The organism is Pseudomonas sp. OG7 (assembly GCF_014192825.1).
In the GTDB taxonomy this organism is placed as follows: Bacteria; Pseudomonadota; Gammaproteobacteria; order Pseudomonadales; family Pseudomonadaceae; genus Aquipseudomonas; species Aquipseudomonas monteilii.
Genome location: NZ_JACHYK010000013.1, coordinates 1 through 22,239, shown reverse-complemented (window position 1 = coordinate 22,239; position 22,239 = coordinate 1). Strand labels below are relative to the sequence as shown.

At 63.3% G+C, this 22,239-nt stretch carries 22 protein-coding genes and 1 pseudogene; 7 read left to right on the top strand and 16 right to left on the bottom strand.

Going from position 1 to position 22,239, the window contains the following annotated elements:
* Positions 1 to 16: 16 nt before the first annotated feature.
* Genes FHW75_RS25670 through FHW75_RS25650 form a run of 5 tightly spaced genes read right to left on the bottom strand, consistent with a single transcriptional unit; the run spans position 17 to position 3,987 of the window.
* Positions 17 to 652 (bottom strand): DUF4136 domain-containing protein, encoded by a 636-nt coding sequence (locus FHW75_RS25670; protein ID WP_027609858.1) that lies wholly within the window; start codon positions 650 to 652, stop codon positions 17 to 19.
* Between the two features lie 21 nt (positions 653 to 673).
* Positions 674 to 1,423 carry a methyltransferase domain-containing protein gene (locus FHW75_RS25665; protein ID WP_016715412.1) on the bottom strand — a complete coding sequence of 250 codons (750 nt, stop codon included), beginning with the start codon at positions 1,421 to 1,423 and terminating at the stop codon, positions 674 to 676.
* Complete coding sequence (locus tag FHW75_RS25660) at positions 1,420 to 1,725, bottom strand: MazG-like family protein (protein WP_009685784.1); 306 nt, start codon at positions 1,723 to 1,725, stop codon at positions 1,420 to 1,422. Before FHW75_RS25660 ends, FHW75_RS25665 begins: the two co-directional genes overlap by 4 nt.
* A 55-nt stretch (positions 1,726 to 1,780) precedes the next feature.
* On the bottom strand, positions 1,781 to 2,632 hold the full coding sequence (locus tag FHW75_RS25655; RefSeq protein WP_025754645.1) for a MaoC/PaaZ C-terminal domain-containing protein: 852 nt from the start codon (positions 2,630 to 2,632) through the stop codon (positions 1,781 to 1,783).
* Between the two features lie 2 nt (positions 2,633 to 2,634).
* Entirely contained in the window at positions 2,635 to 3,987 is a 1,353-nt protein-coding gene (locus tag FHW75_RS25650; RefSeq protein ID WP_183675133.1) for a 3-oxoacyl-ACP reductase, read from the bottom strand.
* Between the two features lie 118 nt (positions 3,988 to 4,105).
* Here FHW75_RS25650 and FHW75_RS25645 point away from each other — a divergent pair, with 118 nt between their 5' ends.
* On the top strand, positions 4,106 to 5,386 hold the full coding sequence (locus tag FHW75_RS25645) for an acetyl-CoA C-acetyltransferase (RefSeq protein ID WP_016715415.1): 1,281 nt from the start codon (positions 4,106 to 4,108) through the stop codon (positions 5,384 to 5,386).
* 54 nt (positions 5,387 to 5,440) lie between these two features.
* Positions 5,441 to 6,220: a helix-turn-helix transcriptional regulator gene (locus tag FHW75_RS25640; protein ID WP_019099766.1), complete on the top strand. Its 780-nt coding sequence runs from the start codon at positions 5,441 to 5,443 to the stop codon at positions 6,218 to 6,220.
* A gap of 65 nt (positions 6,221 to 6,285) precedes the next feature.
* Here FHW75_RS25640 and FHW75_RS27325 read toward each other — a convergent pair whose 3' ends face one another.
* The 5 genes and pseudogenes from FHW75_RS27325 to FHW75_RS25620 all read right to left on the bottom strand — a co-directional run bounded on the left by FHW75_RS27325 (position 6,286) and on the right by FHW75_RS25620 (position 11,642).
* Positions 6,286 to 7,014, bottom strand: coding sequence for a methyl-accepting chemotaxis protein (locus tag FHW75_RS27325; protein ID WP_371257973.1), 729 nt, complete (start codon positions 7,012 to 7,014; stop codon positions 6,286 to 6,288).
* 129 nt (positions 7,015 to 7,143) lie between these two features.
* Positions 7,144 to 8,031 (bottom strand): annotated as a pseudogene (locus tag FHW75_RS27320) (cache domain-containing protein); the annotation flags it as partial.
* A gap of 365 nt (positions 8,032 to 8,396) precedes the next feature.
* The gene (cueR, locus tag FHW75_RS25630; protein WP_019099768.1) at positions 8,397 to 8,807 is read right to left on the bottom strand and encodes a Cu(I)-responsive transcriptional regulator; all 411 of its coding nucleotides are present in this window, start codon (positions 8,805 to 8,807) and stop codon (positions 8,397 to 8,399) included.
* The gene (locus FHW75_RS25625; protein WP_019099769.1) at positions 8,804 to 11,203 is read right to left on the bottom strand and encodes a heavy metal translocating P-type ATPase; all 2,400 of its coding nucleotides are present in this window, start codon (positions 11,201 to 11,203) and stop codon (positions 8,804 to 8,806) included. Before FHW75_RS25625 ends, cueR begins: the two co-directional genes overlap by 4 nt.
* A 52-nt stretch (positions 11,204 to 11,255) precedes the next feature.
* On the bottom strand, positions 11,256 to 11,642 hold the full coding sequence (locus tag FHW75_RS25620; RefSeq protein WP_016715419.1) for a hypothetical protein: 387 nt from the start codon (positions 11,640 to 11,642) through the stop codon (positions 11,256 to 11,258).
* Between the two features lie 131 nt (positions 11,643 to 11,773).
* Between FHW75_RS25620 and FHW75_RS25615 the strand changes: the two genes are divergently transcribed.
* Complete coding sequence (locus FHW75_RS25615; RefSeq protein ID WP_019099770.1) at positions 11,774 to 11,971, top strand: heavy-metal-associated domain-containing protein; 198 nt, start codon at positions 11,774 to 11,776, stop codon at positions 11,969 to 11,971.
* A gap of 121 nt (positions 11,972 to 12,092) precedes the next feature.
* Positions 12,093 to 13,274: a multidrug effflux MFS transporter gene (locus FHW75_RS25610; RefSeq protein ID WP_016715421.1), complete on the top strand. Its 1,182-nt coding sequence runs from the start codon at positions 12,093 to 12,095 to the stop codon at positions 13,272 to 13,274.
* Here FHW75_RS25610 and FHW75_RS26960 read toward each other — a convergent pair.
* A complete protein-coding gene (locus FHW75_RS26960; RefSeq protein WP_080587396.1) occupies positions 13,225 to 13,422 on the bottom strand; it encodes a hypothetical protein in 198 nt (65 codons plus the stop codon). The two genes, FHW75_RS25610 and FHW75_RS26960, sit on opposite strands and share 50 nt — an antisense overlap.
* A 458-nt stretch (positions 13,423 to 13,880) precedes the next feature.
* Between FHW75_RS26960 and FHW75_RS25605 the strand changes: the two genes are divergently transcribed.
* A complete protein-coding gene (locus tag FHW75_RS25605) occupies positions 13,881 to 14,594 on the top strand; it encodes a helix-turn-helix transcriptional regulator (RefSeq protein WP_016715422.1) in 714 nt (237 codons plus the stop codon).
* 19 nt (positions 14,595 to 14,613) lie between these two features.
* On the opposite strand, the gene FHW75_RS25600 is transcribed toward FHW75_RS25605, so the two are convergent.
* The 5 genes from FHW75_RS25600 to FHW75_RS25580 all read right to left on the bottom strand — a co-directional run bounded on the left by FHW75_RS25600 (position 14,614) and on the right by FHW75_RS25580 (position 18,962).
* Positions 14,614 to 15,561, bottom strand: coding sequence for an adenosine deaminase (locus FHW75_RS25600; protein WP_016715423.1), 948 nt, complete (start codon positions 15,559 to 15,561; stop codon positions 14,614 to 14,616).
* A gap of 86 nt (positions 15,562 to 15,647) precedes the next feature.
* Positions 15,648 to 16,334: an SDR family oxidoreductase gene (locus FHW75_RS25595; protein WP_019099772.1), complete on the bottom strand. Its 687-nt coding sequence runs from the start codon at positions 16,332 to 16,334 to the stop codon at positions 15,648 to 15,650.
* A 364-nt stretch (positions 16,335 to 16,698) separates the two neighbouring features.
* Complete coding sequence (locus FHW75_RS25590; protein WP_019099773.1) at positions 16,699 to 17,283, bottom strand: YigZ family protein; 585 nt, start codon at positions 17,281 to 17,283, stop codon at positions 16,699 to 16,701.
* A gap of 8 nt (positions 17,284 to 17,291) precedes the next feature.
* Positions 17,292 to 17,954 carry a TetR/AcrR family transcriptional regulator gene (locus FHW75_RS25585; RefSeq protein ID WP_019099774.1) on the bottom strand — a complete coding sequence of 221 codons (663 nt, stop codon included), beginning with the start codon at positions 17,952 to 17,954 and terminating at the stop codon, positions 17,292 to 17,294.
* 90 nt (positions 17,955 to 18,044) lie between these two features.
* Entirely contained in the window at positions 18,045 to 18,962 is a 918-nt protein-coding gene (locus tag FHW75_RS25580) for a LysR family transcriptional regulator (RefSeq protein WP_027609861.1), read from the bottom strand.
* A 118-nt stretch (positions 18,963 to 19,080) separates the two neighbouring features.
* Here FHW75_RS25580 and FHW75_RS25575 point away from each other — a divergent pair, with 118 nt between their 5' ends.
* Positions 19,081 to 20,427 carry an aspartate aminotransferase family protein gene (locus tag FHW75_RS25575; RefSeq protein ID WP_016715427.1) on the top strand — a complete coding sequence of 449 codons (1,347 nt, stop codon included), beginning with the start codon at positions 19,081 to 19,083 and terminating at the stop codon, positions 20,425 to 20,427.
* A gap of 73 nt (positions 20,428 to 20,500) precedes the next feature.
* Complete coding sequence (locus FHW75_RS25570; RefSeq protein ID WP_019099776.1) at positions 20,501 to 21,994, top strand: CoA-acylating methylmalonate-semialdehyde dehydrogenase; 1,494 nt, start codon at positions 20,501 to 20,503, stop codon at positions 21,992 to 21,994.
* Positions 21,995 to 22,239: the final 245 nt, after the last annotated feature.

The window sequence follows — 22,239 nt, the reverse complement described above, 5'->3', positions numbered from 1 at the left end:
GGTTCTCCGTTAGCGATTAACTGGGAGGATAGCCGCTGAGCGCCTTGTGCACAGAGTCTCGCAGGGCGCTTTCGCGTTCACGCGGCGAGTCCTTGTCGCTGCCGCTTTCGGCGCTGGCACTCCATACCGGCTGACCGCTGCGAGCGTCGTACAGGTCGATGCGCACTACCATCACGTCCACTTCGTAGGTGCGTACGATGGGCACGCTGGCATAACCCCCGTAGCCATGGCGATAGCCACCATAGCCCACGCCACCGTAGGGGTAGGGGCCGTAGTACGGGTCGTAGGTGTCGTAGTCACGCACCTGGCGCAAGCGTTTTTCCAGGCGCATGTCTGCGCTCACCAGCAGGTCGCCGGTGGCACCTCGGGCGGGGCGCAGGCCATGCTGGTCGAGTGCCCCGCTGACAGCATCGGCCAGTTGCGCAGGATCGGCATTGGCCGAGCCACTGGGCAGTTCGCCGTTGCGCCAGCTCCAACTGCGGTAGTGCCCATAATCGCGGGCGGGTGCCGGGTAGGCACTGGCGTCGAAGGTGGTGGCCGCCTGGGCGGGGGCCGGAGGCAGCGGGCGGCTGCTGGCCACATACGGGTTGCTGCCCTGGCAGCCAGCCAGGGCGAATGGCAGCAGGGCCAGGCACAACAGACGGTACGGCATGAACTCCTCCGGCAGGGTGGGTTAGCGGGGGCGGCACACCCAGTGCAGGTAGCGGCCAAGCCCGGCGAAGGCGGGGTGGCGGCGGTGGGCCAGTTCCATTTCCAGCAGGTCGAGCAGCTCGGCCTTGCCCTGGAACTCCTTGGGCATGTAGTCGTGGAACACCCGCACACCGCTTTCGCTTTCAACTTGCCACATAGGATCAAGTTGCGCCTTGAGCGCGCGTGGATCAAGCGGTTTCTGTGGGGTCAGGCTCTGCTTTTCACCTTCCAGCCGGTTGCTGCGCAACTTGCGGAAATGGCCTTTGAGCAGGTTGCGGTAGACCAGGGCGTCGCGGTTGTAGAAGGCCAGTGACAGCCACCCGGAAGGGGCTGTGAGCTGGTGCAGCACGGGCAGGATGCTCTCAGGCTCTGCCAGCCATTCGAGTACGGCATGGCACAGCACCAGGTCGTAAGGTTCGGTGAGCTGGCCAAGCAGGTCTTGCCAGGGGGCCTGGATGAACGTGGCAGTCTGGCCAGCCTCGGCAAAGCGCGCGCGGGCGCCATCGAGCATGGGGGCGGCGGGCTCGGCCAAGGTCAGATGATGACCACGCTGGGCCAGCCACAAGGCCATGTGGCCCAGCCCGGCACCGATATCGAGAATGCGCAGCGGACGATCGGGCAGTGCCTCGGCCAGGTCAGCCTGCAGCACGGCCAGGCGGATTGCGCCCTTGGCACCGCCGTAGATCTTCTCGGCAAAGCGAGTGGCCAGCTCATCGAAGTGACGGTCATTCATCGGGCGAAGCGCCTTTCGCTGTCGGCCAGCTTGGCCCGCACCACCTGGTCCATGTCCAGGCCCAGCTCGCTGCACAGCAGCAACAGATAGAGCACCACATCACCGACCTCCTGGCCGGCGTGGGCCAGTTTGTCGGCAGGCAGCTGGCGCGATTCGTCTTCGCTCAGCCACTGGAAAATTTCTACCAGCTCGGCCATTTCGACGCTGGCGGCCATCGCCAGGTTCTTCGGGCTGTGGAAGCCGCGCCAGTCGTTGTTGTCGCGGATCTGGTGCAGGCGTTGGGTGAGTTCTTGCAGATTCATCGGGGTCTCCTAATGCTGCATAGCTTCTGCCCAGGCCCGATGCAAAGCAAGTAGCCTACAGTCGATCCCACCGCCCGACCATATGCAATACCCCCCCATGCCCATCCAGCCGTAGTTGACCTGCAGTGCCCGCCTCACTGGCACTGAGCACCACCTCCGACGGCAACCGTACCGGTTTGCGGAAGTCCACTTCAAAGGCATACCCACTGTGCGGCAGGTGCCCACGCAATGCCGCCAGGGCCATGGCCATGCTCCACATGCCATGGGCAATGGCTGTAGGAAAGCCGAACAACCGGGCACTGACAGCACTGAGGTGGATAGGGTTGTAGTCCCCGCAGACCTTGGCATACCGCCGGCCGATGTCACTGTCGGCGTACCAGCGGCTGGCCTCGGGTAATGCATCTGGCTCAGCTTCGGGTCGTTCACTTGCCTCGCCTTCCAGCTTCAACCCACGTACCAGCATGCGGCTGGTCTCGCGCCAGAGTAGGCCTATGCCGTCTTCGGCCTCGGTGATCAAATCGAAGGTGCCGCCCTTTGCATGCGGTTGCAGGTTGTGCGCATACACCGCAAAGCGCAGCCCCTCGATACCGCCAAGCGAGCGCAGCACTTCGATGCGGTTGTACAGATGCACCAGGCCGAGCAGTGGGAAGGGGAAGTCTGGAGCGGTCATCAACTGCAACTGCAGGTTGAATGCCATTGCATGTGGATATGTCGCCGGCAGGCGGCCATCGTCGGGAAAGTGGCAGAGCTTGCGGTAGGTGCTCAGGTTGCCCGGCTGAACCGGGATGAAGCAGCGTAGGCCATCGTCCGGCAGGTGGTCGCCGCTGATGGTGCGTTTGCTGGCTGCGCGCAGGTACAGGCTGGCGCGCGAAGCCGGGCTGTGCAGGTCATGCCAGTGTCGGCTCATGCTCAGGCTCCCATCAATGCCTGGCCGCACACCCGCAGCACCTGGCCGTTGACTGCCCCGGAGCCCGGTTGGCTGAGCCAGGCAATGGCTTCGGCGACGTCCTGCGGGCGCCCGCCCTGGCCCAACGAGCTCAGGCGCCGGCCGGCCTCGCGCAGGCCCATGGGCATGGCTGCGGTCATGTGGGTTTCGATAAAGCCGGGCGCCACGGCATTGATGCTGCCGCCATGTTCGGCGAGCCGGGGCGCCCAGGCCTGGGCCAGACCGATCAGCCCGGCCTTGCTGGCGGCGTAGTTGGCCTGCCCACGGTTGCCGGCAATGCCGCTGACCGAGGCCAGCAGGGTGATACGTGCGTTTTCCCCCAGTGCGCCACTGTCATACAGCGCCTGGGTCAGTACCTGTGGGGCCTTGAGGTTGACAGCCAGCACCGCGTCCCAGTAATCCGGGGTCATGTTGACCAGGGTCTTGTCACGCGTGATACCCGCGTTGTGCACCACGATGTCGATGCCGTCGGGCAAGGCCGCCAGCAGTTGCGTTGCCGCGTCGCTGGCGCAGATGTCCAGCGGCAGCGCCTTGCCACCCAGGCGTGCAGCCAGGGCGTCGAGGTCCTGACTGGCCTGCGGCACATCCAGCAGCAGCACGTCGGCGCCGTCCCGTGCCAGGGTTTCGGCGATAGCGGCGCCGATGCCGCGCGCTGCGCCAGTGACCAGGGCACGACGGCCGGCCAGTGGGCGGGTCCAGTCCTCCACCTGGCTGATACAGGCTTCCAGGCGCAGCACCTGGCCAGAAATGAAGGCACTCTTGGGCGAGAGGAAAAAGCGCAGGGCGCCTTCCAGCTGGTCATCGGCACCGGAAGCGACATACAGCAGCTGGGCAGTCGCGCCGTTGCGCAGTTCCTTGGCCAGCGAACGGCTGAAGCCTTCCAGTGCCCGTTGGGCAACGCTGGCCAACAGGTTGTCGAGGCTTTCCGGTGCGCGCCCCAGCACCACGATATGCGCGCAAGGCGCCAGGCTACGCAGCAGGGGCTGGAAAAATTCGCGCAACTGCTTCAAGGCATCGCTGTCGGACAGATGACGGGCATCGAATACCACGGCCTTGATTTTCGGCCCCAGGCCGGCCACCCAGGCTTCAGCCTGCAGGTCGTCGGCATTGAAGCTGTAAACCTCGTCAGTCAGGCGTGGGGCGATGGCTTCGATCTGTTTCGCCATTGGCCCGCCGCCCAGCACCAGCGCCCCTTCCACCGGGCGTAGTCGGCCGGCCTGCCAGCGCTCCAGCGGGGCCGGGCGTGGCAGGCCAAGGGCATCCACGAGGCGGCGGCCGAGGTTGGAGTTGGCAAAGCCGAGGTAGCGATCGCTCATGGGTGGGTCTCCGCAAAGGCAAGCTTGAAAGTGTGGACCAACTTTGTGGCAAGGTCGTTCGCCCACGGTAAAAACACCTAGGCTGTACGGATCAAATTATTTCAGGAGGAAAAAGCGCATGCGTTCACTTCGCCGGGTCGCGATCCTGGGCGGCAACCGAATTCCCTTCGCCCGCTCCAACGGCGCTTACGCCACGGCCAGCAACCAGGCGATGCTCACTGTTGCCCTTGAAGGATTGATCGAACGCTATCGCCTGCATGGGCTGCGGCTGGGGGAGGTAGTGGCTGGCGCGGTGCTCAAGCACTCGCGCGACATGAACCTCACCCGCGAATGTGTGCTGGGTTCGCGCCTTTCACCGCAGACCCCGGCCTATGACCTCCAGCAAGCCTGCGGTACCGGGCTCGAAGCGGCGTTGCTGGTGGCCAACAAGATCGCCCTGGGGCAGATCGACAGTGGTATTGCCGGTGGCGTGGATACCACCTCCGACGCACCGATTGCCGTCAACGAAAGCCTGCGCCACATCCTCCTGCAAGCCAACCGTGGCAAAAGCCTGAGCGAGCGGCTCAAGCCCTTTCTCAAGCTCAGGCCTCACCACCTGAAACCCGAACTACCACGCAATGGCGAACCACGCACCGGGCTGTCGATGGGCGAGCATTGCGAGCGTATGGCCCAGGCCTGGCGCATTGGCCGTGCCGAACAGGACGCGTTGGCGCTGCTCAGCCACCAGAAACTGGCTGCCGCGTATGCCGAGGGTTGGCAGGATGATTTGCTGACGCCGTTTCTTACGTTGACCCGCGACAATAACCTGCGCCCCGACCTGACCCTTGAGCGGTTGGCCAAGCTGCAACCCGCCTTTGACCGCAGCGGGCAGGGCACGCTGACGGCCGGTAACGCCACACCGCTGACGGACGGCGCCTCTATGGTGTTGCTGGGCAGCGAGGAATGGGCCGCGCAGCAGGGGCTGGAGGTGCTGGCTTACCTGGTCGATGGCGAAACCGCTGCGGTGGACTTTGTGACCGGTCGCGAAGGGCTCTTGATGGCGCCGGTGTATGCCGTGCCACGCTTGCTGGCGCGCAATGGCCTGACCTTGCAAGACTTTGACTACTACGAAATTCACGAAGCCTTCGCTGCCCAGGTGCTGTGTACGCTCAAGGCCTGGGAAGATGCCGATTATTGCCGTGAACGGTTGGGGCTGGAGGCGCCGCTTGGGGCGATTGACCGCAGCAAGCTCAATGTAAAAGGCAGCTCGCTGGCGGCGGGGCACCCGTTTGCGGCCACCGGAGGGCGCATATTGGCCAACCTGGCCAAGCTGTTGGCCACGGCGGGGAAGGGGCGGGGGTTGATATCGATTTGTGCGGCAGGTGGGCAGGGGGTGACGGTGATTGTCGAGCGCACCTGACGTGCGCCTGCGTCAGCTGTTAGGCTTGTCCCATCAGAACTACAAGAAGCCGCCATGCCGATCATCGGACATCCCCGCGCCATCCCGGCGCTGGACCACCTGCCCAGGCCTCTTTACGCCCGTGCCGAAAGCCTCGGCGCCGGCTCCTGGACCACCCGCCACCAGCACGACTGGGTGCAGTTTTCCTACGCCATCAGCGGCGTACTTGGTGTGTACACCCGCGACGGCAGTTACTTCGCGCCGCCCCAGTGGGGGGTGTGGATTCCTGCTGATGCCGAGCACGAAGTGGTGACCTCGATGCAGGCCGAAATGCGCAGCCTGTATGTACGGCGTGATGCCTGCCCGTGGGCGCCAGAGCAATGCCGGGTGCTGGAAGTAACCCCGCTGGCACGCGAGCTGATCAAGCAGTTTTGCCTGTTCCCGGCGGATTACCCCGAAGATGACAGCGCCGAAGCACGCTTGGTGGCGGTGCTGCTCGACCAGTTGCGCACGTTGCCCGAGGTCGGGTTTTCGCTGCCGTTGCCACGGCACCCTGGGTTGCTGGCGCTGTGCAACGGTTTGATTGCTGCACCGGACCAGCCGCAGACATTGCAGCAATGGGCGCGGGAGCTGGGTTGCTCGGAGAAGACGCTGATGCGGCTGTTCCAGCGGGAGACAGGGTTGAGCTTTCGAAACTGGCGGCAGCGCATGCGGCTGTTGTCGTCGCTGGCGTTGCTGGAGGCGGGGGAGAATGTGACCGAGGCGGCGCTGGGATGTGGGTATGACTCGACTTCGGCTTACATTGCGGCGTTCAAGCAGTTGTTCGGGGCGACGCCTGGGGAGTTGAAGCTTTAGTTCTCGGTTGCCTGTACCGGCCTCTTCGCGGCGTTAGTCGCGAAGAGGCCGGTACAGGCAACGCATCAGGTGCGGAACCTGCGCACCAGCGCATCCAGCTCATTGGACAGCCCTGCCAGGCTCTCCGAGTCCACCCGCGCCGCCTGGGCCAGTTCGGCCACCAGCTGGGCATCACCGTGAATCTGGCTGATGTGACGGTTGATGTCCTCGGCCACCTGATGCTGTTCCTCGGCGGCTGTGGCGATCTGCGTATTCATGTCGCGGATCACATCCACCGATTCCCGGATTTGCCCGAAGCTGTCGCGTGCCAGGCCAATGCGGCTCACCGATTGCTGCGATACCTCCAGGCTGGCATGCATCTGCGCGGCCACTTCGGCAGTGCGGTTGGCCAGGTTGCCCAGCAGGCCATCGATTTCGGCAGTGGAGTCGGCAGTGCGTTTGGCCAGGGCCCGTACTTCATCGGCCACCACGGCAAAGCCACGGCCTTGCTCACCCGCGCGGGCGGCTTCGATGGCAGCGTTGAGGGCCAGCAGGTTGGTCTGCTCGGCGATCGAGCGGATGGTGCCGAGGATCGACTGGATGGCATTGCTGTCCCGCTCCAGCTGCTGGATCGACTGCGCCGACTGCTCGATTTCCTGGCTCAGGCGGTCAACGCTGTGTACCGCCGCATCGATCTGCTGCTGGCCTTCGCGGGCCTGCTGCTGACCGCTGTCGGCCGACTGCGCTGCCTGGCTGCAGGAGCGCGCCACTTCGTTGGCGGTGGCGACCATTTCGTGGAACGCAGTGGAAACCATGTCCACGGCTTCGCGCTGGCGGCCTGCGGCCTCGGCCATGTCGCTGGAGACGCGGGTCGAGCTGCTGGAGGTGCTGAGGATTTTGCCGGCGGCAGCGCCAATGTGCTGGATCAGGCTGCGGATGGCACTCAGGAACTGGTTGAACCAGCTGGCCAGTTGCGCGGTTTCGTCGCGGCCGCGGATTTCCAGGTTACGGGTCAGGTCACCTTCACCTTGGGCAATGTCTTCCAGGCCGTTGGTAACGCTGTTGATCGGGCGCACGATCAGCTTGGCGAACGCTGCACCCACCACGGCGAACAACGCCGCCAGCACCACGGCGATGACCCCGATCAGCCAGGTTAGCCGGGTGGTGGTCTGCATCACTTCGCTGTGTTCGATCAGGCCGATGAAGGTCCAGCCTAGTTGCTCGTCGGGGTAGACGTTGGCCATGTAGTGCACGCCATTGAGCTCGACTTCGACCAGGCCTTTGCCCGCCTTGGCCAACTCGGCATAACCACCGCCAACGCTCGCCAGTTGCTTGAAGTTGTGCCCGGCGTCGCGTGGGTCGACCATTACGTTACCGTTGCTTTCCACCAGCATCAGGTAGCCGCTTTCGCCCAGCTTGATCTGCTTGATGATCTCGGTCAGGCCCTTGAGCGACACGTCAATGTTGACCACGCCACCGGGGTTGCCCAGCTGGTTGGCCACGGCGCGCACGGTGCTGACCAGTACCGCATCGTCTGCCGCCCAGTAGTAGGCGCCGGTACGAACGGTTTTCCCCGGGTTGGCCATGGCCAGTTGGTACCAGGGGCGAGTGCGTGGGTCGTAATTGACGAACTTCTGCCCTGCCGGCCAGCCTGTGTAGCCACCGTCGTTCACCCCGTAGGACAAGTAGGCATACGCAGGGTGTGAGTTGGCCAGGCGGGTCATGAAGTCAAGGAGCTTGCTGGCCTGCTCGCCCAGTTCGTAGGACGGCGAGGCACTCATGTACTTGTTCAGCTCGCTGCCCGTGGCGGCGACCATTGGCTGCGAAGCCATGTACTCGACGTTCTGGTTGATGCCTTGGAAGAAGATGTTCATCGCGTTGCTGACCTGACGGATTTCCCGGCTGCTGCTGTCGAGGAATCCGTCGCGGGCTTCGCCACGCAGGTTGAGGACCACCAAGGTGGCCACGAGGACGATGGGCAAGCCGGCGATGACCGCGAATGCCCAGGTCAGTTTCTGTTTGATGCTCATCGACGCTCCCGGAATTTTTATTGTCGACACACGAGGCAGGTAGCCAGTGCATCGGCAGCATCCGGGTTTTATGTAGCGATAACGCCCGTATTTATTGGATAAAGTCGTAGTTGGTGACTATTCGGTCGCGTTTGGACGCTTTTGGCATACCAAACGCGTGTGACCGTTCAGTGGCAGCAGTTGCCGGCGGCGCCGTTGGCCAGGTCTTTGAGGATCGGGCAGTCCGGGCGGTCGTCCCCTTGGCAGTGCGAAACCAGCTCGCCAAGGGTGTCGCGCAGGCTCACCAGCTCCTCGATGCGCCGGTTCAGCTCGTCGATGTGCTGCATGGCCAGCGCTTTCACATCGGCGCTGGCACGTTGGCGGTCCTGCCACAAGGTCAGCAGCTTGCCGACCTCCTCCAGGGAAAACCCCAGGTCGCGGGAGCGCTTGATGAAGGCCAGGCTGTGCAAGTCTTCCGCCTGGTACAGGCGGTAGCCGCTGTCGCTGCGTGTGGCCGGTTTGAGCAGGCCGATGGATTCGTAATAACGGATCATCTTGGTGCTAAGCCCGCTGCGGCGGGCGGCTTGGCCGATATTCATGGCGCCTCCTGGGTGGTGCTGGTGGGTTTCCACGCCTTGAGCCACAGCGCGTTGCTGACCACGCTCACGCTGGACAGGGCCATGGCGGCGCCGGCCAGTACCGGGTTGAGATAACCCAGCGCGGCCAGCGGGATGCCGATCAGGTTGTAGATGAATGCCCAGAACAGGTTCTGGCGAATCTTCGCATAGGTCTTGCGGCTGATCTCCAGGGCCGCAGGCACCAGGCGAGGGTCACCGCGCATCAGGGTGATGCCCGCGGCCTGCATGGCCACGTCGGTACCGCCACCCATGGCAATGCCGATGTCGGCGGCGGCCAGTGCCGGGGCATCGTTGATGCCATCGCCCACCATGGCGACCACCCCGTCCTGCTTGAGCGCGGCCACGGTCGCAGCCTTGTCGGCTGGCAATACTTCAGCATGCACATCGTCGATGCCCAGGGCGTCTGCAACCACTTTGGCGCTGCCGCGGTTGTCGCCGGTCAGCAGGTGGCTGCTGATGTGTTGGGCATGCAGGGTGTCGATGGCCTGCGCGGCGCCGGGCTTGAGGCTGTCACCAAAGGCGAACAGGCCCAGCACGCGGGGTTGCGCGCCACGTTCGATCAGCCACGATAAGGTGCGCCCCTCGGCTTCCCAGGCCTGGGCCTTCGCAGCCAGGTCGCCGGGCTGCAGCCCGCTTTCGTCCAGCAGGCGGCGGTTACCCAGGGCCAGCTCACGGCCTTCCACACTTCCTGCGATACCGCGCCCGGTCAGCGACTGACTGTCGGTAACCACCGGCACGTCCAGCCCCTGTTCGGCACAGGCATCCAGCACTGCTTTGGCCAGTGGGTGTTCGCTGCCACGTTGCAGGGCGCCGGCCAGGCGGTGGAGGTCGGCACTGCTGCCAGCCTGCGCCTGGCTGTGGACCACCCGAGGGCTGCCGGAGGTGAGGGTGCCGGTTTTGTCGAAGACCACGCGGTTGACCGCATGGGCACGCTCCAAGGCTTCGGCGTCCTTGATCAGGATACCGTGGCGGGCAGCGACCCCGGTGCCGGCCATGATTGCCGCAGGGGTGGCCAGGCCGAGGGCGCAGGGGCAGGCGATGACCAGCACGGCGACGGCGTTGATCAGCGCGGTTTCCAGCGGTGCGCCGGCCAGCCACCAGCCGACCAGGGTGATCAGGGCCAGCACCAGCACGGCGGGGACGAACACCTGGCTGACCCGATCGACCAGCTTCTGGATCGGCGCCTTGGCGGCCTGGGCGTCTTCGACCAGGCGGATGATACGTGCCAGCACGGTTTCGGTCCCCAGCGCCTGGGTGCGCACCAGCAACCGGCCTTCGCCATTGATGGCACCGCCCGTGACGCTGTCGCCCGGCTGCTTGGGTACTGGCAGGCTTTCGCCGCTGATCAGGGCTTCGTCGGCATGGCTGCTGCCGTCCTCGACTACACCATCGACCGGGAAGCGCTCGCCGGGCTTGACCAGTACCAGGTCGCCCAGGCGCAGCTGGGCAATGGGCACGTCTTCTTCCTGGCCCTCGACGACACGCACGGCACGTTCCGGACGCAGTGCCTCAAGGGCGCGGATGGCGCTGGCGGTCTGGCGCTTGGCACGGCTTTCCAGGTACTTGCCCAGCAATACCAGGGCAATGACCACGGCCGAGGCTTCGAAGTACAAGTGCGGGGCCATGCCGGCGGGGGCATGTGCCCACTGGTAAAGGCTCAGGCCATAGCCGGCGCTGGTGCCCAGGGCCACCAGCAGGTCCATGTTGCCGGCACCGGCGCGTACGGCCTTCCAGGCGGCTACGTAGAAGCGTGCGCCGAGAATGAATTGCACCGGCGTGGCCAGCAGGAACTGTGCCCATGCTGGCAGCATCCAGTGCAGGCCGAAGGGCTGCACCAGCATTGGCAGTACCAGCGGCAGGGCCAACAGCAAGGCTGCGCCGACCGCCAGACGCTCATTGCGCAGGCGGCGCTGGGCAGCGCTTTGGTCGTCCTTGGCCGATTGCGGCAGGCTGGCGCTGTAGCCGGCCTTGTGCACGGCGTCGATCAGCAGGTTGTCATCGAGGGCTGCGAGCACTTCGAGGTGCGCGCGTTCGCTGGCCAGGTTGACGCTGACGTGCTCGACCCCAGGCAGCTTGCCAAGGGCACGCTCAACGCGGCCGGCGCAACTGGCGCAGGTCATGCCGCCAATCTGCAGTTCGACAGTGCGGGTGGGCACGCCGTAGCCGGCTTCGCGCACGGCGTCGACCAGGGCGGGCAGGCTGTTGGCCGGGGCCTGGACCCGAGCCTGTTCGGTGGCGAGGTTGACGCTGACCTGTTCAGCGCCGGTGACCTTGCGCAGGGCGCGCTCGACCCTGCCGGCACAGCTGGCGCAGGTCATGCCGGAGATCGGCAGGTCGTAAGTGGTGGATGCGGGCATGGCTCTCCTCCTTGGACAGGCCTCCAGCATCAACCTTGCCATGCAGGTAAGGTCAATAGCCCAGGCCGGCTCGCTTCAACTCCAGGCCATATTGCCCCATGGCGATGCGGTATTTGTTGATCTGGCCCGCCTGCAAGTTCAAGCGTGTACTGCGCTGGTCCTCGATGCCCGGCGCGCAGCCTTGCACCTGCCCTGGCAGCAGGCGCAGGCGTACGTCTACCGGACCGGGTGGAAGGTTGAACGAGGTGGATTGTTCCTGGAACACGCGCCCGGAGAGCTGGTCGTTGAGGTAAACGCCAATTTCGCAACCGGTGGCCACTTCCAGGCGTTCCCGGGAGATGATCAGTACGCTGTAGTCCGAGTTGCCCTCGGCGCTGGCCGGTGGCACCGCAGCCAGCGCGCTCAATAGCCCGACGACGCCCAATGCTGCCCTGAACATGAATAATCTCCTGCTTGCCTGATCGTCAAAGGCGCAGCTTGGCCGACACGGGCGTAGATTTCCACCCCGGCTGTTGACCTTGCCCCGATGGCAAGCTTGAGACTCGTTGAAAACCTGAAGGAGAGACCCCCATGCAAGTGTTCAATGTACAAGGCATGACCTGTGGCCATTGTGTGAAAGCGGTGACCCGGGCAGTGCAGGAGCAGGATGCAGCGGCCAAAATCGAGATCGACCTGGCGGCCAGACAGGTGCGGGTGCAGAGTGAGCTGGCGCCGGAACAGATTCTTACTGCGATCAGGGATGAAGGGTATCAGGCTGAACTCGCCTGATTACCAACCTGTGGAAGCGGGCGTGCCCGCGAAGCCCGTGGGTTTGTTGCAAATGTTTTCACATTCATAGGGTCCACAGCAGGTAGAATCATCCACTTGCTTAGCCTGCTATGGATTCCTGATGAACCTGCGAATGGTGCTCATCCTGGGCGCACTCAGTGCGTTCGGGCCCTTGGCGATCGACTTTTACCTGCCCGCCTTCCCGGCCATGGCGCAGGCGTTCGCCACCGACGAAAAACACGTCCAGGCCACCTTGGCCGCTTACTTCCTTGGCCTGTCCATCGGCCAGCTGGCTTACGGGCCGGTTGCCGACCGCTTTGGCCGTCGCAAACCGCTGATGTTCGGCGTGACCCTGTTCACCCTGGCGTCACTGGCCTGTGCCTATGCCCCCAACCTCGACACCCTGGTGGTAGCGCGCTTTGTCCAGGCGCTGGGCGGTTGCGCAGGCATGGTGCTGTCGCGGGCCATCGTCAGCGACAAGTGCGACCCGGTGGCCTCGGCCAAGGTGTTCTCGCAACTGATGCTGGTCATGGGCCTGGCGCCAATCCTGGCACCGATGCTGGGCGGGGTGTTGGTGAACCTGGCGGGCTGGCAGTCGATCTTCCTGGCGTTGAGCCTGTTCAGCGCCGGTTGCCTGCTGGCGGTCAGCCTGGGCCTGCCGGAAAGCCTGCCTGCGCATATTCCGCGACAGCCGCTGTCTGGCGCATTGCGCCAGTATTTGCGCCTGCTCGCTGACCGGGTGTTCCTTGGCCATGCCTTGACGGGTGGTATCGCCATTGCCGGCATGTTTGCCTACATCGCCGGTTCGCCATTCGTGTTCATCAAGCTCTATGGCGTACCGGCCGAACATTACGGCTGGCTATTCGGCACCAATGCTGCCGGCTTCATACTCGTGGCGCAGGTGAATGCCCGATTGCTGGCCAAGCGCGGGCCTGCTTTCCTGCTGGCGCGCGCCGTGTGGCTGTACCTGGTCGCGGGCCTGGTGCTGTTGGGCGTGGCGGCTTTGCGACCCGCGCAGCTGTGGCCGCTGCTGGTGCCGTTGTTCATCTGCATTGCCAGCCTGGGCTGCATCATCCCCAATGCATCGGCGTGTGCCATGAGCGGGCAGGGCGCGCGTGCCGGCAGTGCTTCGGCATTGATGGGGTGCGTGCAGTTCAGCGTTGCTGCGGGTGCCGCTGCGCTGGTCGGGCTACTGCACGATGGCAGCGCGGTACCTATGGCGCTGGTGATCAGCTTGTGCGGGGCATTGGCGGTCAGTGTCGCGCTGCTGACCCGGCGCTTGCAGGCCAAGGCTCCCGCATGAGCGGGTGAGGTGCATGAAGGCGGGTTTCCAGCGTGGCGACGAAGGCTCGCGCCTCGGCCTCGCTGCGGAAACTGACCACGTGTTGATCGAGCTGGACCTGCCAAGGACAGGCGGGGTTTCGGCTCGATGCACTGACGATAATTTTCATCGCGGCATACCTCCAGAATGGGAAGAGCCGCTCAAGTGTAGCGCTGGCCCTCCTGCCTGCCATGCGTTGCGTCAGTGTTCTGACTGACGGTCGAAGGGCGCAATGCCTGCAAACCTGCGAAACCTTCGCTAGCTCGCGCGCTATTTGTGGAAGGTCGCTGTGGGCCGTATCTGAAATTGCTGCAAGTCTTTTTCTATCCAGATATTTCGGGGCCTCTGTCTGTGGGTATCGGCGCTTTGGCTGACCGGCTTGCGGGTCGCTTTCTGGCGCCGGTTCACTGGTTGCCATGGGTAGGCATACCCAGTGGTTTTTCGTCGCCGATGTGTCTGCGCAAGGCCGTCTGAATGCGATTTTCTGCGGCTTATACTGGCGAGCCAGGCCAGTGCCAGCGAGAGGTGCTTCCCTGCCAGGGTTGGCCATCGCATCCACTCAGTGAACTTGCAGGGAGTTACAGGGACATGAACGCAGCCAGCAGCATCAGCCAGATCGCCAGCTTGATGGCCGACCCCAAACGCAGTGCCATGTTGTGGGCATTGATCGACGGTACGCCACGGCTAGCCAATGAACTTGCGATAATGACCGGCCTGACGTCCTCGTCGGCTTGCGCGCACCTTTCGTTGCTGTCATCGGCCGGTTTGCTCCGGCATGAAGCCAGGGGGCGAAAACGCTACTTCCGCCTGGCAACCCCACAGGTCGGGGCGGCGGTCGAGGCCTTGGCCAGCGTACAGCTGGAAAGCACCAGGGGAGAGCAGGCCAAGGCACCGGTATCACCGCTGCCCATGTCGATGCGCCGGGCACGCCGTTGTGGCGATCACCTGGGCGGGGAGTTAGCCAGTGAGCTGTATCACCGCCTGGTGGTGGCCGGCTGGCTGGAAGGCAGCGGAAGGCAGTTGATGGTCAGTGACGAGGGGAGGGCGCAGTTGGCCTCGGTCGGGGTGTACATCGATGCCCTGGCACCCCACGAGCAACGCGGTTGCGTGATTTGCCGCTGCACCGAGTGGAATGACCAGGCCCCGCATCTGGGCGGCGTGCTGGGCCAGGCTTTGTTCAGGCTATTCCTGCAATCTGGCTGGATGCGTGAGGCCGAAGACACGCGGGCGTTGCATATCTCTGCGCTGGGTATCCAGCAGATCAATCGCATCGCCCGCGTGGAGACATTGCAGGTCGGTTGAACGCAACGTCGTCGTTCAATCAGACCAGCCGGGCATCCAGGCTGTTCTGTGCCAGGCGACGGGCCTGGTCTTCGGTCATGCCCAGGTGGGTGTGCAGGGCGTGGAAGTTTTCCGTGACGTAGCCGCCGAAGTAGGCCGGGTCGTCCGAGTTGACCGTCACTTTCACGCCACGCTCGAGCATGTCGAGGATGTTGTGCTGGCTCATGTGGTCGAACACGCACAGTTTGGTGTTGGACAGCGGGCACACCGTGAGCGGGATCTGCTCATCGATGATGCGCTGCATCAGGCGCTCGTCCTCGATGGCGCGCACGCCATGGTCGATACGCTTGATTTGCAGCAGGTCCAGCGCTTCCCAGATGTACTCGGGCGGGCCTTCTTCGCCGGCATGGGCGACGGCAACGAAGCCTTCGCTGCGGGCGCGGTCGAACACACGCTGGAACTTGCTCGGCGGGTGGCCCATTTCCGAGCTGTCCAGGCCAACGGCGATGAATGCATCGCGGAACGGCAGGGCCTGGTCGAGGGTTTTTTGCGCTTCATCTTCGCTCAGGTGGCGCAGGAAGCTGAGGATCAGGCCACTGCTGATGCCCAGTTGCTGACGGCCGTCCTTCAGTGCCTGGTTGATACCATTTAGCACCACTTCAAAGGGGATGCCACGGTCGGTGTGGGTTTGCGGGTCGAAGAACGGTTCGGTGTGTATCACGTTCTGCGCCTTGCAGCGTTGCAGGTAGGCCCAGGTCAGGTCGTAGAAGTCCTGCTCGGTACGCAGCACATCGGCGCCCTGGTAATACAGGTCGAGGAACTCCTGCAGGTTGTTGAAGGCGTAGGCGCCCCGCAAGGTCTCTACATCGGCCCAGGGCAAGGCGATCTTGTTGCGCTCGGCCAGGGCGAACAGCAGCTCGGGCTCCAGCGAGCCTTCCAGGTGCAAGTGCAGCTCGGCCTTGGGCAGGGCGTTCAACCAGTCATACATATAGGGGGGTCTCAATCAGGTACGGTTGCCGCCATTCTACAGGGGCTGGCCGGGCATTGCGCCCGGCCAGGCTGCGACCCGGTGAATCACCAGACCAAGGGTTCGCCCTTGTAGTTGATGAAACGCAGGCCACCCTTGCCGCTTTGCGCCTTGATCTGGTCGAGCATGCCGCGGGTGCTGGTGAGTACGTCGATCTCGGCGTTTTCGCCACCCATGTCGGTTTTTACCCAGCCTGGGTGCATGGCCAGCACGCACAGGTCGGGGCGCTGCTGCTCGACGACAAAGCTGTTGATCATCGAGTTCAACGCCGCCTTGCTGGCCTTGTACAGGCAAATTTCACCGCCGTCGGGGATGGTCACGCTCCCCAGGATCGAGCTCATGAAGGCCAGTACGCCGCTGCCCTCGCGTACCTGGCCGACGAGGCGCCGGGCCACGCGGATCGGTGCGACGGCGTTGGTCATGAACAGGTCGCCGACGTCTTTGTTTTGTACGGTCTCCAGGTCTTGTGGCAGGGGGCCCATGACACCGGCGTTGACGAATACCAGGTCGAACACCTGGCCCTGCAGGCGTTGCTTCAGGCCGTCGAGCTGGGCGGTGTCGTTCATCTCCAGCTGCTCGATGTGCACGCCGGGCACGTCCGCCAGGGCGCCGGGCTGCTGTGGGTTGCGGACAGTAGCAGTGATGTTCCAGCCATCTTCGTGCAGGCGTTGCACCAGGCCCAGGCCAAGCCCGCGCGAGGCGCCGATGATGAGGGCAGTTCTTGAATTAGCCATAGGAACATTCCTTTATCGGTGTAGGAAAAAGGAATTGAGCATACGTTACGGAAGGCGTGTGCGCTCACCGGATAAACGGCTAAAAATTGATCAAGGTTGCCAGAGTGCTTGTAGCCGGGCGCTTCGCCTGTTGGCGCACGGGTTATCCACAGGCTGGTCCACAGTTATTGTGTGCAAGCTCTGGAGGTGGGTAGGCTCGCCGAGCCCTGTACTGGGGATAACTTTCACGCTTTCAGCCATTTGCGGCTGTCATCAAGCAGTGATCAAAATATGATCAAAGCTATGCAGGCCCTGACTGTATTGGGCTGCAAGCGAATGCCCCAAGCTTATCCACAGGCCGGCCCACAGTTGCTGTGGGCAATGTTCAGCGGGCTTCGAGCAAGATGCGACCGCGGCTCAAGTCGGCCAGTTGCTGCTGCAGGGGGGGCAGGTGGGCGTCACCCAGCGCAATTAGCAGGTCCACGCCGTTGGCGGTGAATTGCTCATCCAGGACGAGGCCATCAACCTCTGCCAGACGCAGTTTCACCAGCGCCAGTTCGCTGAAACTGCAGCTGCAAGTGAATTCGCTGCGCTGCACCAGCAGCCGTTTGGGCGCCTGTTGCAGGCATTTGTTGGCGCCGCCGCCATAGGCCCTGGCCAGGCCGCCGGTACCCAGTTGTATGCCGCCATACCAGCGGATCACCAGTACCACGACCTGGTCGCAGTCTTGTGCTTCGATGGCTGCCAAAATCGGCCGCCCGGCAGTGCCGCCGGGTTCACCGTCATCGCTGCTGCGGTACTGGGCACCAAGCTTCCAGGCCCAGCAGTTGTGGGTGGCGGCCAGGTCGCTGTGGCGTTCGATGAAACTCATCGCGTCCGCAGCACTGCTGATCGGCCCGGCCAGGGTGATGAAGCGGCTTTTGCGGATTTCCTCGCGGTACTCGCAGAGGTCGAGCAGGGTAGAAGGCATAATGACGTTCAGGCAGCCGGCTTGATGCCGCAGCCCTTCAGAATGATGTGGATAAGGTTGTTGCTCGCGTCTTCCATGTCCTGCTTGGTCAGGCGGCTGCGGCCGGTCACCTGGCAGATCTGGGTGGCGAAGTCGGCATAATGCTGGGTGCTGCCCCACAGCAGGAAGATCAAGTGCACCGGGTCGACCGGGTCCATCTTGCCGGCTGCGATCCAGGCCTGGAACACGGCGGCTCGGCCGCGGAACCACTCACGGTAGTCGGCACTGAAATACTCGGTCAGGCAGGTGCCGCCGCTGATCACTTCCATGGCGAAAATCCGCGAAGCTTGCGGGTTGCGCCTGGAAAACTCCATCTTGGTACGGATGTACTGGCTCAAGGCCTCGCCGGGGTCGTCATCGACGCTCAAGGCGTTGAAGGTGCTGTCCCACAACTCGATGATGTTGCTGAGCACGGCAATGTACAGGCCCAGCTTGTTGGTGAAGTAGTAATGCAGGTTGGCCTTGGGCAAGCCCGCCTTGAGGGCGATGGTGTTCATGCTGGTGCCCTTGAAACCATGGCGGGCGAACTCGTCTTCGGCGGCTTGGATAATGGCCTGTTCGTTCTTCTGGCGGATGCGGCCCGCGGGCTTGCCCGAGGCAGAGAGGCGATGCGCAGGGACTTCTAGGGTCATGGACGATTCCGTACGGGTCAGGGGCTGCGGCTGTCGGACAAGATTACCTGCCTGTGCCGAAGTGACAAGCGTTTGCGGCAGAGACTGGCATCAACGTGTCGCAGCCAGGCTGTCGAGAAAGCTTTCCAGCACCAGGTTCGGCCGCCGGCCCTTGCGCGTTACCCAGCTCAGGCTCAGGTCATAGAAGCGCTGTTGAGGCTTGAGGGCACGCAAGCGGCCCTGCTGCACCCAGAAGGTGGCGTAATGATCGGGCAGGTAGCCGATGTAGCGCCCGGTGAGGATAAGGAACGCCATCCCTTCGCGGTCCGAAGCACTGGCCGTGCAGTTCAGCGCCTGGTAGTGCGCCTGGATGTCGGCCGGCAGACGGAACGTCGGGGTAATGGCTTCCTGGCTGTTCAGGCGTGCGTCGTCGATCTGCTGGTCATCGGCATAGAACAGCGGGTGGCCAACGGCGCAGTAAAGCAGCGAACGTTCGCTGTACAACGGCTGGTACTCAAGGCCCGACAGCGGGCTGGTCTGGGGGACTACGCCCACATGCAGGCTGCCGTCGAGCACACCGTGTTCAACCTGGCTGGGGGCAATCATGCGGATCTGGATGCGCACATCGGGGCCTCGGTCCTTGAGTTCGGCCAGGGCGTGGGTGATGCGCATGTGCGGCAGGGTGACCAGGTTGTCGGTCAGGCCAATGTTCAGCTCGCCACGCAAATGCTGGTGCAGGCCATTGACCTCGGTGCGAAAGCTCTCCAGTGCGCTGAGCAGTTGCAGGGCCGAATGGTAGACCTCACGGCCTTCCTCGGTCAGCGAAAAACCGGCGCGGCCACGTTGGCACAGGCGCAGGCCAAGGCGTTGCTCCAGGTCGTTCATCTGCTGGCTGATGGCCGAGCGGCCAATGCCCAGCACGTTCTCGGCGGCCGAGAAGCCGCCGCACTCGACTACGCTGCGGTAGATCTTCAGCAAGCGGATGTCGAAGTCGCTGACCTGGGCGAGTGGATCGGGGCGTCGGCTCATTAGTTTAGTCTTGGCCTGTCTGAAGATTAGAAATGTAGGCTTTTTCAGACTTTATCCGCGTGCCAACTTAGCTGCAACAACATCCATCGTTGCCTAATCGTCTTCCGAGGAACCGCCGATGAACATGCCCGAAACCGCTCCTGCCGGTATCGCCAGCCAGCTCAAGCTGGATGCCCACTGGATGCCCTACACCGCCAACCGTAACTTCCAGCGCGACCCACGGCTGATCGTGGCGGCCGAAGGCAACTACCTGGTCGATGACCAAGGGCGCAAGATTTTCGATGCCTTGTCTGGCCTGTGGACTTGCGGTGCCGGGCACACCCGCAAGGAAATCACCGAGGCAGTGGCCCGCCAGATCGGCACCCTCGATTACTCACCGGCCTTCCAGTTCGGCCACCCGCTGTCGTTCCAGCTGGCCGAGAAGATCACCGCGCTGACCCCGGGAGACCTGAATCACGTCTTCTATACCAACTCCGGTTCCGAGTGCGCCGACACCGCGCTGAAAATGGTGCGTGCCTACTGGCGCCTGAAAGGCCAGGCCACCAAGACCAAGATCATCGGCCGTGCCCGTGGCTACCACGGCGTGAACATTGCCGGTACCAGCCTGGGTGGCGTCAACGGCAACCGCAAGCTGTTCGGTCAGCTGCTGGATGTCGACCACCTGCCTCACACCGTGCTGCCAGTGAACGCCTTCTCCAAGGGCATGCCGGAAGAGGGCGGTATTGCCCTGGCTGACGAAATGCTCAAGCTGATCGAGCTGCACGATGCTTCCAACATCGCCGCGGTGATCGTCGAGCCGCTGGCCGGTTCGGCCGGCGTACTGCCGCCGCCGAAGGGTTACCTGAAGCGCCTGCGTGAAATCTGCACCCAGCACAACATCCTGCTGATCTTCGACGAAGTGATCACCGGCTTCGGCCGCATGGGGGCGATGACCGGCGCTGAAGCCTTCGGCGTGACCCCGGACCTGATGTGCATCGCCAAGCAGGTCACCAACGGCGCCATCCCGATGGGTGCGGTGATTGCCAGCAGCGAGATCTACCAGACGTTCATGAACCAGCCGACCCCGGAGTACGCCGTGGAATTCCCGCACGGCTACACCTATTCGGCCCACCCGGTAGCCTGTGCCGCCGGTATCGCTGCGCTGGACCTGCTGCAGAAGGAAAGCCTGGTGCAGTCCGCCGCCGAGCTGTCGCCGCACTTCGAGAAGCTGCTGCACGGCGTGAAGGGCACCAAGAACATCGTCGATATCCGTAACTACGGCCTGGCCGGTGCCATCCAGATCGCCGCTCGCGACGGTGATGCCATCGTCCGCCCGTACGAAGCGGCGATGAAACTGTGGAAGGCGGGCTTCTACGTGCGCTTCGGTGGCGACACCCTGCAGTTCGGCCCAACCTTCAACACCACGCCGCAGGAACTGGACCGCCTGTTCGACGCAGTCGGCGAAACCCTGAACCTGATCGACTGATCTATCCGATTTTGATGCCCGGCGCGTGAACGCATCACGCGCCTGCTTCTACCTTCTTTATCTGGAGTTTTGCATGAGCATTGTTCAGCACCTGATCCACGGCGAGCTGGTTACCAAGGGTGAGCGCACCGCCGATGTCTTCAACCCGTCCACCGGCCAGGCTGTACGCAAGGTCGAGCTGGCCAGCCGCGCGACCGTGCAGGAAGCGATCGACTCCGCCAAGGCAGCCTTCCCGGCCTGGCGCAACACCCCGCCGGCCAAACGGGCCCAGGTGATGTTCCGCTTCAAGCAACTGCTGGAGCAGAACGAAGCCAAAATCTCGCAGATGATCAGCGAAGAGCACGGCAAGACCCTGGAAGACGCAGCCGGTGAGCTGAAGCGCGGCATCGAGAACGTCGAGTTCGCCTGCGCGGCGCCAGAAGTGCTGAAAGGCGAGTACAGCCGCAACGTCGGCCCGAACATCGACGCCTGGTCCGACTTCCAGCCACTGGGCGTGGTTGCGGGCATTACCCCGTTCAACTTCCCGGCCATGGTGCCGCTGTGGATGTACCCGCTGGCCATCGCCTGCGGTAACGCCTTCATCCTCAAACCTTCCGAGCGTGACCCGAGCTCCACGCTGTTCATTGCCCAACTGCTGCTGGAAGCCGGCCTGCCAAAGGGCATCCTGAACGTGGTGCACGGTGACAAGGAAGCAGTGGATGCGCTGATCGAAGCGCCAGAAGTGAAAGCACTGAGCTTTGTGGGTTCGACCCCGATCGCCGAATACATCTATGCAGAAGGTACCAAGCGCGGCAAGCGTGTACAGGCCCTGGGTGGTGCCAAGAACCACGCGGTGCTGATGCCGGATGCCGACCTGGATAACGCCGTCAGCGCACTGATGGGCGCGGCTTACGGTTCGTGCGGCGAGCGTTGCATGGCCATTTCGGTGGCTGTGTGCGTGGGCGACCAAGTGGCTGATGCGCTGATTGCCAAGCTGGAACCACAGATCAAAGCGCTGAAGATTGGTGCAGGCACCTCGTGCGGTCTGGACATGGGCCCTCTGGTGACTGCGGCTGCACGTGACAAGGTGGTGGGTTACATCGATGACGGTGTTGCTGCCGGCGCCAAGCTGGTGGTGGACGGGCGCGGCTTCCGTGTGACCGGTAATGAAGATGGTTACTTCGTGGGCGGCACCCTGTTCGACAAGGTGACCCCAGAGATGCGCATCTATAAAGAAGAGATCTTCGGCCCGGTGCTGTGCGTGGTGCGCGTGAACAGCCTGGAGCAGGCCATGCAGCTGATCAACGATCACGAGTATGGCAACGGTACCTGCATCTTTACCCGTGACGGTGAAGCGGCGCGCCTGTTCTGCGACGAGATTGAAGTGGGCATGGTGGGGGTAAACGTACCGCTGCCGGTGCCGGTGGCTTACCACAGCTTTGGTGGCTGGAAGCGTTCGCTGTTCGGTGACCTGCATGCCTATGGCCCGGACGGTGTTCGCTTCTATACCCGTCGCAAGGCAATTACCCAGCGTTGGCCGCAGCGTGCCAGCCATGAGGCATCGCAATTCGCATTCCCTAGCCTTTAAGGCAGGTAATTGAAGCGGGGAGGCCGGCAGGCCTCCCCGCTTTGTTTTTCCGCAATATTAAGGTTTCTTGAAATTAAGGGTTGACGCGGTTTCGAATCCCCTTATAATGCGCCCCACTTCCAGCGACATCGGAACGAAAAACTCCTTGAGATTCAATGAGTTAAATAGTTAAGGTGGCGTTGAAAGGGCTACGATCGAATGATCGCAAGCGGTTGAAATGGTGGTTGACAGCGGTTTTAAACGCT

What these genes read in the sequence shown, in the direction of transcription:
- FHW75_RS25670 (WP_027609858.1), bottom strand. Translation starts at nt 652, where the DNA reads ATGCCGTACCGTCTGTTGTGCCTGGCCCTGCTGCCATTCGCCCTGGCT.
- FHW75_RS25595 (WP_019099772.1), bottom strand. Translation starts at nt 16,334, where the DNA reads ATGGCTAATTCAAGAACTGCCCTCATCATCGGCGCCTCGCGCGGGCTT.
- FHW75_RS25580 (WP_027609861.1), bottom strand. Translation starts at nt 18,962, where the DNA reads ATGAGCCGACGCCCCGATCCACTCGCCCAGGTCAGCGACTTCGACATC.
- FHW75_RS27325 (WP_371257973.1), bottom strand. Translation starts at nt 7,014, where the DNA reads ATGGTTTCCACTGCGTTCCACGAAATGGTCGCCACCGCCAACGAAGTG.
- FHW75_RS26960 (WP_080587396.1), bottom strand. Translation starts at nt 13,422, where the DNA reads ATGAAAATTATCGTCAGTGCATCGAGCCGAAACCCCGCCTGTCCTTGG.
- FHW75_RS25665 (WP_016715412.1), bottom strand. Translation starts at nt 1,423, where the DNA reads ATGAATGACCGTCACTTCGATGAGCTGGCCACTCGCTTTGCCGAGAAG.
- FHW75_RS25650 (WP_183675133.1), bottom strand. Translation starts at nt 3,987, where the DNA reads ATGAGCGATCGCTACCTCGGCTTTGCCAACTCCAACCTCGGCCGCCGC.
- FHW75_RS25605 (WP_016715422.1), top strand. Translation starts at nt 13,881, where the DNA reads ATGAACGCAGCCAGCAGCATCAGCCAGATCGCCAGCTTGATGGCCGAC.
- FHW75_RS25575 (WP_016715427.1), top strand. Translation starts at nt 19,081, where the DNA reads ATGAACATGCCCGAAACCGCTCCTGCCGGTATCGCCAGCCAGCTCAAG.
- FHW75_RS25640 (WP_019099766.1), top strand. Translation starts at nt 5,441, where the DNA reads ATGCCGATCATCGGACATCCCCGCGCCATCCCGGCGCTGGACCACCTG.
- FHW75_RS25655 (WP_025754645.1), bottom strand. Translation starts at nt 2,632, where the DNA reads ATGAGCCGACACTGGCATGACCTGCACAGCCCGGCTTCGCGCGCCAGC.
- cueR (WP_019099768.1), bottom strand. Translation starts at nt 8,807, where the DNA reads ATGAATATCGGCCAAGCCGCCCGCCGCAGCGGGCTTAGCACCAAGATG.
- FHW75_RS25620 (WP_016715419.1), bottom strand. Translation starts at nt 11,642, where the DNA reads ATGTTCAGGGCAGCATTGGGCGTCGTCGGGCTATTGAGCGCGCTGGCT.
- FHW75_RS25590 (WP_019099773.1), bottom strand. Translation starts at nt 17,283, where the DNA reads ATGCCTTCTACCCTGCTCGACCTCTGCGAGTACCGCGAGGAAATCCGC.
- FHW75_RS25610 (WP_016715421.1), top strand. Translation starts at nt 12,093, where the DNA reads ATGAACCTGCGAATGGTGCTCATCCTGGGCGCACTCAGTGCGTTCGGG.
- FHW75_RS25615 (WP_019099770.1), top strand. Translation starts at nt 11,774, where the DNA reads ATGCAAGTGTTCAATGTACAAGGCATGACCTGTGGCCATTGTGTGAAA.
- FHW75_RS25600 (WP_016715423.1), bottom strand. Translation starts at nt 15,561, where the DNA reads ATGTATGACTGGTTGAACGCCCTGCCCAAGGCCGAGCTGCACTTGCAC.
- FHW75_RS25585 (WP_019099774.1), bottom strand. Translation starts at nt 17,954, where the DNA reads ATGACCCTAGAAGTCCCTGCGCATCGCCTCTCTGCCTCGGGCAAGCCC.
- FHW75_RS25645 (WP_016715415.1), top strand. Translation starts at nt 4,106, where the DNA reads ATGCGTTCACTTCGCCGGGTCGCGATCCTGGGCGGCAACCGAATTCCC.
- FHW75_RS25660 (WP_009685784.1), bottom strand. Translation starts at nt 1,725, where the DNA reads ATGAATCTGCAAGAACTCACCCAACGCCTGCACCAGATCCGCGACAAC.
- FHW75_RS25625 (WP_019099769.1), bottom strand. Translation starts at nt 11,203, where the DNA reads ATGCCCGCATCCACCACTTACGACCTGCCGATCTCCGGCATGACCTGC.
- FHW75_RS25570 (WP_019099776.1), top strand. Translation starts at nt 20,501, where the DNA reads ATGAGCATTGTTCAGCACCTGATCCACGGCGAGCTGGTTACCAAGGGT.